This is a genomic window from Streptomyces sp. NPDC014006 (assembly GCF_043088925.1).
GTDB lineage: Bacteria > Actinomycetota > Actinomycetes > Streptomycetales > Streptomycetaceae > Streptomyces.
This window is the reverse complement of the sequence record NZ_JBICAJ010000001.1, coordinates 1,397,870-1,408,225: the sequence shown is the minus strand read 5'-3', so window position 1 is coordinate 1,408,225 and position 10,356 is coordinate 1,397,870. Positions and strand designations below refer to the sequence as shown.

General features: G+C 70.5%; 10 protein-coding genes and 2 pseudogenes. 5 read left to right on the top strand and 7 right to left on the bottom strand.

The features are described 5' to 3' along the window. Positions 1-389: 389 nt before the first annotated feature. Positions 390-1,040, bottom strand: coding sequence for a DNA-3-methyladenine glycosylase (locus ACF1GV_RS06465; RefSeq protein ID WP_391678405.1), 651 nt, complete (start codon positions 1,038-1,040; stop codon positions 390-392). Between the two features lie 157 nt (positions 1,041-1,197). Here ACF1GV_RS06465 and ACF1GV_RS06460 point away from each other — a divergent pair, with 157 nt between their 5' ends. From ACF1GV_RS06460 to ACF1GV_RS06450, 3 genes are all read left to right on the top strand, one after another. After that, positions 1,198-1,980, top strand: a complete 783-nt coding sequence (locus ACF1GV_RS06460) for a sporulation protein (protein WP_391678403.1) — start codon at positions 1,198-1,200, stop codon at positions 1,978-1,980. A gap of 40 nt (positions 1,981-2,020) precedes the next feature. Next, positions 2,021-2,560, top strand: a complete 540-nt coding sequence (locus ACF1GV_RS06455; protein WP_391678402.1) for a YbhB/YbcL family Raf kinase inhibitor-like protein — start codon at positions 2,021-2,023, stop codon at positions 2,558-2,560. A 143-nt stretch (positions 2,561-2,703) separates the two neighbouring features. Next, positions 2,704-3,210 carry an HNH endonuclease gene (locus tag ACF1GV_RS06450; RefSeq protein WP_391678400.1) on the top strand — a complete coding sequence of 169 codons (507 nt, stop codon included), beginning with the start codon at positions 2,704-2,706 and terminating at the stop codon, positions 3,208-3,210. 115 nt (positions 3,211-3,325) lie between these two features. On the opposite strand, the gene ACF1GV_RS06445 is transcribed toward ACF1GV_RS06450, so the two are convergent. The 3 genes from ACF1GV_RS06445 to ACF1GV_RS06435 all read right to left on the bottom strand — a co-directional run bounded on the left by ACF1GV_RS06445 (position 3,326) and on the right by ACF1GV_RS06435 (position 5,712). Next, entirely contained in the window at positions 3,326-4,270 is a 945-nt protein-coding gene (locus tag ACF1GV_RS06445) for an SPFH domain-containing protein (RefSeq protein ID WP_363267666.1), read from the bottom strand. A gap of 152 nt (positions 4,271-4,422) precedes the next feature. Next, positions 4,423-4,854 (bottom strand): NfeD family protein, encoded by a 432-nt coding sequence (locus tag ACF1GV_RS06440; RefSeq protein ID WP_391678397.1) that lies wholly within the window; start codon positions 4,852-4,854, stop codon positions 4,423-4,425. A gap of 60 nt (positions 4,855-4,914) precedes the next feature. Next, complete coding sequence (locus tag ACF1GV_RS06435) at positions 4,915-5,712, bottom strand: ABC transporter ATP-binding protein (RefSeq protein WP_391678395.1); 798 nt, start codon at positions 5,710-5,712, stop codon at positions 4,915-4,917. Positions 5,713-5,863: 151 nt separating this feature from the next. Between ACF1GV_RS06435 and ACF1GV_RS06430 the strand changes: the two genes are divergently transcribed. Next, on the top strand, positions 5,864-6,643 hold the full coding sequence (locus ACF1GV_RS06430; protein WP_391678393.1) for a hypothetical protein: 780 nt from the start codon (positions 5,864-5,866) through the stop codon (positions 6,641-6,643). Between the two features lie 270 nt (positions 6,644-6,913). Here the strand turns inward: ACF1GV_RS06430 and ACF1GV_RS06425 are convergent. From ACF1GV_RS06425 to ACF1GV_RS06415, 3 genes and pseudogenes are all read right to left on the bottom strand, one after another. After that, a pseudogene (locus tag ACF1GV_RS06425) lies at positions 6,914-7,158 on the bottom strand (chaplin). A gap of 146 nt (positions 7,159-7,304) precedes the next feature. Beyond that, a complete protein-coding gene (locus ACF1GV_RS06420) occupies positions 7,305-7,946 on the bottom strand; it encodes a response regulator (RefSeq protein ID WP_391678391.1) in 642 nt (213 codons plus the stop codon). Further along, positions 7,939-9,117, bottom strand: coding sequence for a GAF domain-containing protein (locus ACF1GV_RS06415; protein WP_391678390.1), 1,179 nt, complete (start codon positions 9,115-9,117; stop codon positions 7,939-7,941). Before ACF1GV_RS06415 ends, ACF1GV_RS06420 begins: the two co-directional genes overlap by 8 nt. A 392-nt stretch (positions 9,118-9,509) precedes the next feature. On the opposite strand from ACF1GV_RS06415, the pseudogene ACF1GV_RS06410 reads away from it, so the two are divergent. After that, positions 9,510-10,152 (top strand): annotated as a pseudogene (locus ACF1GV_RS06410) (S-adenosylmethionine:tRNA ribosyltransferase-isomerase). Positions 10,153-10,356 lie beyond the last annotated feature (204 nt).

Sequence of the window (10,356 nt, the reverse complement as noted above, 5' to 3'; positions counted from 1 at the left end):
TATCAACATATCTGGCGTTGACTTTTGGCACGCTGTTGAGTTCTCAAGGAACGGTCGCTTCCTTTGTACTCACCCTCTCGGGCTTTCCTCCGGGCGCTTCCCTTCGGTCTTGCGTTTCCGACTCTATCAGATCTTTCGGATCTGATTTCCGGCCGGTGTCTTGGGGTTTTCGGCTTTCGCCGTCCGCCCTTTCGACATTCACTACGTTAGCTCATTCTCTCGGCGACTCATAATCGAGCCTCGCGAGTTCGAATTCGGGTACGCGGACGCACCAGAAGCGACCCCGCCGAGGGGCTGTAGCTAGGTAGTGGGTTGGCCGCTCCGGCTGCAGGCGATCGCCGTACCCGGTTCAGCGGCTCGGGCCACATTACGCACCTTCCGGCGCCGCGTCAACTGCGGCGCCGCTTCGGGGCATGGGCTCGGTACGGGCTCACTGTCGGGTCGTTGGCGACCCAGAAGCGCCAGGGGTGGACGTCGCCGTTGCCGCCCTCGCCGGCGACGCCGGTGCGGGGGCCGTTGCGTACCTGGTCGGAAGGGATCGGCGTGCCCGTCAGCATGCGCAGCGGGGTCTCTCCCTCGGCGCACGCGTCCGTACCGTCCAGGGCCCGGCCCACGTCCAGGGCGGTGGCCAGGCGGGCGGGGCCCTTGGCCAACTCCTTGTCGTTCTTGGCTGAGAGGCGACGGACACGGGCCAGTTCGGCGCCCTCGACGATCTCACCGGCGCGGAGCAGGACGGCGCTGGCTCGTCCGACCGGTCCGCAGACCAGGTTCATGCAGTGCCACATGCCGTAGGTGAAGTAGACGTACACATGTCCGGGCTCACCGAACATCACGCTGTTGCGGGCGGTCTGGCCGCGGTAGGCGTGGGAGCCGGGGTCGTTCGGGCCGTCGTAGGCCTCGACCTCTGTCAGGCGCAGGGCGATCGGACCGTCCGGGGTGCTGCGGACCAGGATGCGGCCGAGGAGGTCGGGGGCGACCTCGAGGACGGGCCGGTCGAAGAAGGCGCGGGGCAGGGGCGTACGGTCGGGGCTCGCGATCATGACCTCCGAGCGTACTGGAGTCGGTCCGTTCCATGGGGTGGTCAGGGGGCGTGCGGCTTGCCAGGGTGAGGGCGCGGAACCGGCCGGGGCCGGATCGCGTTTGTACGGATCAAGGACGCAGTCGCAGTCGTTTCAGTCGTAGTCGTTGAGGAGAACCATGGCGTTCAAGAAGCTGCTCGCGAGCCTGGGGGCCGGCGGGGCCTCGGTCGAGACCGTGCTGACCGAGGTGAACGTGGTGCCGGGTGGCGTGGTCCAGGGTGAGGTGCGGATCCAGGGCGGGTCCGTCAGCCAGGATATCGAGGGTCTGGCGGTGGGGCTCCAGGCCAAGGTCGAGGTGGAGAGCGGCGACCAGGAGTACAAGCAGGACATCGAGTTCACCAAGGTGCGGCTCGGCGGTGCCTTCGAGCTGCAGGCGGGGGCCGTGCACGCGGTGCCGTTCGGGCTGGAGATCCCCTGGGAGACGCCGGTCACCATGATCGACGGGCAGTCTCTGCGCGGGATGCACATCGGTGTGACGACCGAGCTGGCGATCGCGCGGGCCGTGGACTCCGGCGATCTGGACCCGATCAACGTGCATCCGCTGCCGGCGCAGAAGGCGATCCTGGACGCGTTCATCCAGCTGGGCTTCCGCTTCAAGAACGCGGACATGGAGCGCGGCCACATCCGGGGTACGCGGCAGAAGCTGCCGTTCTACCAGGAGATCGAGTTCTTCCCGCCGTCGCAGTACAGGGGTCTGAACCAGGTCGAGCTGAGCTTCGTCGCCGACGAGCACGCCATGGACGTCGTCCTGGAGATGGACAAGAAGCCGGGTCTGTTCAGTGAGGGCAGTGACACCTACCGGTCCTTCCAGGTGGGTCTGAACGACTGGCAGGGGACCGACTGGGCGGGGTATCTCAACCAGTGGCTGTCCGAGGTCGGCAGCAAGCGGAACTGGTTCTAGGCTCGGACCTACTGAACGCAAGCGATCAGGAGGTACCGAGGTGACCGAGCTCAAGAGGCGGCCGCTCCCCCACGACTTCCATCCGCCCGTGCCGTCCTTCACGGTCACGAGTGAGGACGTCCAGGAGGGTGCCACCCTCAAGGACGCTCAGGTCTACGCGAAGGGCAACACCTCGCCGCAGCTGCGGTGGGAGGGCTTCCCGCCGGAGACCAAGAGCTTCGCCGTGACCTGCTACGACCCGGACGCCCCGACGGGCAGCGGGTTCTGGCACTGGTCCGTCTTCGACATCCCGGCCTCGGCCACCGAGCTGCCGGCGGGTGCGGGCAGCGGCAAGTTCGAGGGACTGCCCGAGGGTGCGGTCCAGGTGCGCAACGACTACGGCTCGAAGGACTTCGGCGGTGCCGCGCCGCCGCCCGGGGACGGGCCGCACCGGTATGTGTTCACGGTGTACGCCGTGGACCAGGAGAAGCTCGGTCCGGATTCCGACGCCTCTCCCGCCGTCGTCGGGTTCAATCTGCGGTTCCACACGATCGCCCGGGCGCAGCTGATCGGTGAGTACGAGGAGCCCGCACAAGCCTGACGTTCACGGAAGGTTTGCCCGTCTCTGGTCTTGGAAGTGATCGGAGGCGGGCATTTTTATTGCGTTGTCCATCTCGGCGTGCCCGTCCAGAGTTGATCCAAGCCCGCCGGGGGGTGGGCCGGTGCACACGGGAGGTGGGCTTGATGCGGGACACGCTCGTTCTGAACGCCAGCTTCGAACCGTTGTCGACGGTGACGCTGAACCGAGCCGTCGTTCTGGTGCTGCAGGACAAGGCGGTCGTCGAGCAGGCCCACCCCGAGCTGCGTATGCGGGGCGCCGATGTCGACATACCCGCGCCCCGGGTGATCCGGTTGTGCCGGTACGTACGGGTGCCGTTCCGAAGACAAGCGCCGTGGTCGAGGCGGGGTGTGCTGGTCCGGGACCGGCACCGGTGCGCGTACTGCGGGCGCAGGGCCACGACGGTGGACCACGTGGTGCCTCGGTCGCGGGGTGGGCAGGACACGTGGCTGAACACGGTGGCCGCGTGCGCGGAGGACAATCACCGCAAAGCGGACCGGACGCCGGAGGAGGCGGGGATGCGGTTGCTGCGGGAGCCGTTCCAGCCGACGCCGGCCGATGCGATGCTGCTGACGCTGGGGGCGGATGATCTTGCCGCCCTTCCCGGGTGGCTGGCCCGGGATGCGGCCTGACTCTTCGCCGTAGGGCCTGTTGTCCGTTGTCGGCTGCGGGTTCGTCGTGGCTTGTCGCGCATTTCCCCGCGCCCCTTTCGGGGCGCGGTTCGCAGCCTTGGACCCAGATGAACCCTCAGTCGATCGACGGCTTTTCTCGGCGGTCCGCGCCGTTGCCTGTCGAGCCGCCGCCCGAACCGCCGCCCATCGCACCGAAGTTGCCCATCGCGCCGGAAAGACCCTTGAGGGCGTCGCCGATTTCGCTGGGGACGATCCAGAGCTTGTTGGCGTCGCCCTCGGCGATCTTCGGGAGCATCTGGAGGTACTGATAGGAGAGCAGCTTCTGGTCGGGGTCGCCGGCGTGGATGGCCTCGAAGACCGTGCGGACGGCCTGGGCCTCGCCCTCGGCGCGCAGGGCCGCGGCCTTGGCCTCACCCTCGGCGCGCAGGATCTGGGACTGCTTCTCGCCCTCGGCGCGCAGGATCTCGGACTGCCGGACACCTTCGGCCTGGAGGATCGCGGCGCGCTTGTCACGGTCGGCGCGCATCTGCTTCTCCATCGAGTCCTGGATGGAGGTGGGCGGTTCGATGGCCTTGAGCTCGACGCGGTTGACGCGGATGCCCCACTTGCCGGTGGCCTCGTCGAGGACGCCGCGCAGGGCCGCGTTGATCTCCTCGCGGGAGGTGAGGGTGCGCTCCAGGTCCATGCCGCCGATGATGTTGCGCAGCGTGGTGACGGTGAGCTGCTCGATCGCCTGGATGTAGCTGGCGACTTCGTAGGTCGCGGCCCGGGCGTCGGTGACCTGGTAGTAGATGACCGTGTCGATGTTGACGACCAGGTTGTCCTGGGTGATCACCGGCTGCGGCGGGAAGGGGACGACCTGTTCGCGCAGGTCGATGCGGTTGCGGATGGTGTCGATGAACGGGACGACGATGTTGAGGCCCGCGTTCAGCGTCCGCGTGTAGCGGCCGAAGCGCTCCACGATGGCGGCGCTCGCCTGCGGAATGACTTGGATGGTCTTGATCAGGGCGATGAAGACCAACACCACCAGAATGATCAGGACGATGATGACCGGTTCCATCGTGGCTGCCCGTACCCTTCTCCGCCTCGGCGCTTTTGGAAGATCTTATGGCTGTTGAAGATCTTGCTGGTCGAGTCTGACAGACCGTCGGAGGGCTCGTGGGGTGTTCGGCCGAGTCCGTGCCCGGTCGTCGCTTGTCGCATCGCAGGAGGTCACATGACGATCGCGGTGGCCCCCTCGATGTCCACGACGTCCACTTCCTGACCCACTTCGTAGGCGCGGCCGGTGTCCAGGGCGCGGGCCGACCAGATCTCTCCGGCGAGCTTGATACGGCCGCCGGAGCCGTCGACGCGTTCGAGGACGACGGCCTGACGACCCTTCAGGGCGTCGATTCCGGTGGCGAGTTGGGGGCGCTGGCGGCTGTGCCGGGCCGCGATGGGCCGTACGACGGCGATGAGGGCGATCGAGACGGCGAGGAAGACGAGCACTTGGACGACGACGCCGAGGCCGAAGCCCGCGGCGACCGCCGCGGCGACGGCGCCCACGGCGAGCATCCCGAACTCCGGCATCGCGGTGACCACGAGCGGGATTCCGAGCGCTGCCGCACCGACGAGCCACCACACCCATGCGTCGATGTCGTTCACACGGCAATCGTAGGGCCGCCGGCCGGGTTGCCGACAGGGCGCCGGGCGGGGCGCACGGGGTCAGGACAGGGGCAGGCCCTGGGCGGTCCAGCGTTCGCCGACCTGCTCGACGACGAGCGGGAGGCCGAAGCACAGGGAGAGGTTGCGGGAGGAGAGTTCGAGCTCCAGCGGGCCGGCGGTCAGGACCTTGCCCTGGCGGATCATGAGGACGTGGGTGAAGCCCGGCGGGATCTCCTCGACGTGGTGCGTGACCATGATCATCGAGGGGGCGATGGGGTCGCGGGCCAGGCGGCCGAGGCGGCGGACCAGGTCCTCGCGGCCGCCGAGGTCGAGGCCGGCGGCGGGCTCGTCGAGGAGCAGCAGTTCCGGGTCGGTCATCAGGGCGCGGGCGATGAGGGTGCGCTTGCGCTCGCCCTCGGAGAGGGTGCCGAAGCGGCGGTCGAGGTAGTCGCTCATGCCGAGTCGGTCGAGGAAGGCGCGGGCGCGCTGCTCGTCGATCTCGTCGTAGTCCTCGTTCCAGGTGGCGGTCATGCCGTAGGCGGCGGTGAGGACGGTCTGCAGGACGGTCTGGCGCTTGGGGAGCTTCTCGGCCATGGCGATGCCGGCCACGCCGATGCGGGGGCGCAGGTCGAAGACGTCGGTGCCGGGCTTGCCGAGCGTCTCGCCGAGGATGGTGGCGGTGCCCTTGCTGGGGTAGAGGTAGCTGGAGGCGACGTTGAGGAGGGTGGTCTTGCCGGCGCCGTTCGGGCCGAGGATGACCCAGCGCTCGCCCTCCTTGACCGACCAGGAGACCTGGTCCACCAGAGCCCGGTCCTCACGGACCACGGATACGTCCTGAAGCTCCAGAACATCGCTCATGAGCGCGTTGTCTCCCCTTGCAGTGTGGCCGGTCGCGGCAGTCGCGTACGCCTGTGGCTCTGTTCGCCGCGCCGGTGGGCGCGGCCCTGAACGAATCTACGCCACCGACCGGGCGGGCCGTTCCATCGGTCCGGTCCTTAGGGTGGGGGGCATGCTCGTGGAACCGCGCGCCGGCCGCCTTGCCGCCTGGGGAAATGCCCTTCTTGCCGGACTTGTCTCTCCGGATGACGCCATGCTCGCCATCGTGGCCGAGGACGCGGTGCACCGGGTGGAGGGACTGCCGGGTGAGTCGGCTCCGGTCGGTCTCACGCTGGCGCTGGGGCGGCTGCGGTCGCTGGGGGTGAGCGGGCTGCGGGTCGCGCTGCCGGCGCCGGGGCATCCGCTGGGGCTGAGTGGTCCGCCGGAGTTCAACAAGCGGGCGCTGGAGGCCGAGGAGGCGGTGGTCTGCCACGGCGGCGCGCTGGGGCTGGTGCCGGAGGTGTACGAGGCCGGGCCCGAGGGCGATGTGCATGTGGAGGTCGTCTGGCACTGCCTGCCGGTGCGGGAGGCTCCGCCGGCCGATGTGCCGTCGCTGGGTGAGGCCGAGCGGGAGCTGGCGGAGGCGTTGCGGGAGGCGACGGCCGCGCTGACGCGGCTGGACGTCGCCGGGTCGGGGCCGGTCGCGCAGGCGGCGCTCGACGCGTACCGGGCGCGGGCCGAGCGGGGGCGGGAGGTGCTGGCGCCGGGGTATCCGCCGCGGGCGGTGCGGGTGCTGGAGCTGGCGCAGCGGGTGGGGCTGCTGGTGTCGCTCGCGTCGGAGAAGGGGCACGGGGGTGCGGTGAGCGCCGGGGAGATGTTCGCGCGGGCGGAGGCGTTGCGGCCTGTGGAACGGGTGGCCCGGCGGGCGCAGGTGGCTGCGTACAACGCGTATGTGGAGGAACGGGAGCGGTGAGCCTGCGGCGGGAGTGAGGGTGCGGTGAGCGTTCGTTGTTCTTGTGCCCTGGGTCGGGGCGGGGTTGGCTCAGCGGGTTCGTCGCGAGGTGACCGGCGTCGGTGCTGAGGGGTCGGGTGCATGGCCCGATGCCGAGGAGTGCCGCCCTGCGGCACGACTGCCCGCGGCTTGTGCGGCCGCGCGGTTGGTGCGGTGGGGGTGGCCGCGGCCGGCGCCGGCCTCCCGGGTGAGGCCGGGAGGCCGGGGGCACCGAGGGAGGTGCGGGGAATGTCAGTGGTTCAGGCCGAGGTTGCCGAGGCCGGGTTCAGCGCGCCGATGACGTTGACGGTGTTGCCGACGACGTTGACCGGCACGTGGACCGGGGCCTGGATGGCGTTGCCCGAGACGACACCCGGCGAGCCCACGGCCGTGCCGTCGGCGTGGGCGCCCTCGGCGGCGGAGGCCAGGCCCGCACCGGCGGCGATCAGCCCGCCGGCCACCATCGTCACGGCCGCTGCCTTCTTCAGGTTCTTCACTTTCAAAGCCCTCCTTGCGATGGCCGCGGCAGTCGCCGCGGCACGCACTGGAGAACGGCGGGGCCCCGCCGTGGGATGCGCCATTCGGGGGACATTCCCACGACGGTATGAATCTCAGTCCGGAAGGGAACCTTCCGAGTTGTCGATCATCCGGACACACCATGACGAACGGCCCACAGCGCGGCCTGTGTGCGATCCGCCAGGTCGAGTTTCATCAGGATGTTCGAGACGTGGGTCTTCACCGTCTTCTCGGACAGGACCAGCGCACGGGCGATCTCCCGGTTGGAGCGGCCGTCCGCGATCAGGCCCAGCACCTCGCGCTCCCGCTCGGTGAGCGCATTCCCCCGGCCCTGCCCGGAGTTCGCCTCCTCCTGGGAGAGCAGCGCGGTGGCGACCTCGGGCTGGAGCAGCACATGCCCGGCGTGCACGGAGCGGATGGCGCCGGCCAGCGCGTCGGGGTCCACGTCCTTGTACAGGTACCCGGCGGCGCCGGCGCGCAGGGCCGGGACCACCGTTCGCTGCTCGGTGAAGCTGGTGACGACCAGCACGCGCGCGGGGTTGCCGAGTTCGCGGAGCTTGCGCAGGGCCTCCACGCCATCCATGCCGGGCATTCTGACGTCCATGAGGACGACGTCCGGCCGCAACTCCTCGGCGCGGGCGACGCCTTCGGCGCCGTCGGCGGCCTCCCCGACGACCTCTATGTCGTCCTGCACCTCCAGGAAGGTGCGCAGGCCCCGGCGCACGACCTGGTGGTCGTCGACGAGCAGCACCCTGATTGCCTCAGCCACCGGGGACCTCCATCTCGATCGTGGTGCCCTTGCCGGGCGCCGATTCCACGGTCAGCCTGCCGCCGACCCCGTCCGCCCGGTCGCGCATGGAGACCAGGCCGAGGTGGCGTCCCGCACGCCGAATCGCCTTCGGGTCGAAGCCGGTTCCGTCGTCGGTGACACGCAGGACGGCACCGGGACCGCGGCGGTCCAGGGTGACGTCGACGTGCTCGGCCGCGGAGTGCCGCAGGGCGTTGTGCAGGGCTTCCTGGGCGACGCGCAGCAGGGCCTCCTCCTGGGCGGAGGGCAGGGCGCGGATGCCGCGGGCGGCGAACGTGACCCGGGCGGAGTGGGCGCGGTCGAGGACCTGGATCTGGGTGCGCAGGGTGGCGACCAGGCCGTCCTCGTCGAGCGCGGCGGGACGCAGCTCGACGACGGCGGCGCGCAGTTCGTCGGCGGCCTCGGCGGCCAGGGCCGCCACCTGCTGCAGCTCGCACTTGGCACGGGCCGGGTCGCGATCGACGAGGCGGGCGGCGGCCTGGGCGGTCAGGCGCAGGGAGAACAGCTTCTGGCTGACCGCGTCGTGCAGTTCGTGGGCGAGGCGGGAGCGTTCCTCGGCGATGGTCAGCTCGCGGCTGCGCTCGTACAGGCGGGCGTTGGTCAGCGCGATCGCCGCGTGCTGGGCGAGGATGGCGAGCAGTTCCTCGTCCTCCTGGGTGAAGCCGCACCGTCCCTCTGCCCTCGGGGCCGGGGGCTGCGGGGGGTGTTCCCCCACGGGGCGCACCTTGTTGGCCAGGAACAGCGCGCCGATGACCTCGTCCCCGTCGCGGATGGGCAGGCCGAGGAAGTCGGCGAGTTCCGGGTGGGCGGAGGGCCAGCCCCCGAAGCGGGGGTCCTTGCGCACGTCGGCGAGGCGCTCGGGCCTGGCCTCCTGGAGCATCGCCGCGAGGATGCCGTGCTGGCGCGGCAGCGGGCCGATGGCCTTCCACTGCTCCTCGCTGACGCCGTCGACGACGAACTGGGCGAAGCCGCCGTGGTCGTCAGGGACGCCGAGGGCGGCGTACTGGGCGTCGAGCAGCTCGCGGGCCGAGGCGACGATCGTCTTCAGGACGTCGCGTACCTCGAGATGCCTGCTCATGGCGAGCAGCGCGGCGCTCACCGCGGCGAGGCCGGACCGGGGACCGTGACTCATGACCTCACGGTACCGGCGCAGTACGACAGCGCGGATCCGCCCCGTGACGGCCATCGCCCAGGACCCGGGACCTAGGCCGAGGGGCGGTGTGGCGGGCGCCGGCGGGCACGCGGCTGGGGTCTGGCGATGGCCGCGCGGGGCGCCGGGGCACTGCAGGAGACGGCTGCGGCGCTCGGGTCGTACGGCACGCGGGGGGGGGGGGGGGGGAGGCGGTGCCCGGGGATGTGACCTATGCCCGGTCACCGATCGGAGCCGGTGGCGGCGGCCTGGAAGCTGCGCGGCGTCGATCTGCTGGTCGACGACGCCGGGGTGCTGGGCATGGAACCGCTGGTGCCGAGCCATCCGCTGGCTTCCGGGCAGTGCTGGAGACGAACGTGGTCGCTCCGCCCGCGCTGGTACAGAAGGCGCTGCCGCTGCTGGCCGGGCGAAGGCCGGTGCCGTGCTCGCGCGGCACACGGGTGTCGCACCACACGTTCGTAGAGCTCCCGCGGCTGCTGCGGGCCGGGTACCTGCACCGGCACACGCGCGTGGCGGTGCACTTCTCCACGCGCGGGGACGACGGCCGGTGGGCGGTGGAGCTGCGCGAGCCGGACGGCAGGGGTACTACACACGCGCGCGCGTGGGCGGGCCCGCGGGTGCAGAGGTGGGGCCGGCCGGGGAAGTGCGCCCGGTCCTGGAGGGGCCGGTGGGCGATCGCGGCGCACCGCTGTGGTGGATCGGCCAAGGGGCACGAGAGCCGTGTCCGGAGCGGTTCGCGGTGCCGCGGGCGTCGGCGCGGCTGATCAACGCCGTCGGGGCGGGTGATCGCCGTGGGGACGACCGCGGTGCGGGCCGTGGAGTCCGCGGGGGCGTCGACTGGGTCGTACGCGCGCGTGGGGGTGGACGGATCTGGTGGTGACGCCCGCGCGCGGGATGCGCTTCCTGGACGGGCTGCTGAGCGGGCCGCACGAGCCGTGGGCCCCGCACCTTCTGATCGCCCTCACCGAGCGCATTGCTCACGCAACTGCCGGTGAGACCGGACGACCACGCATGTGAGCCCGCACATAGGGCCCACGTCACGTACGAAGGGGATTAGGAGGACAAGCCCCCCACATGAACGGGGCAGACAGTCCAATCTGTCCCGTTTTGCCATTACCTGATCCACTACCTGGCTTCGTACGTCACACCTTTGCCACGCGATTTTGCGGCCGCTAAGAATTGCTTCGTCGCTCAGCGCCGCGGGCTCACCGTCCGCGGCGT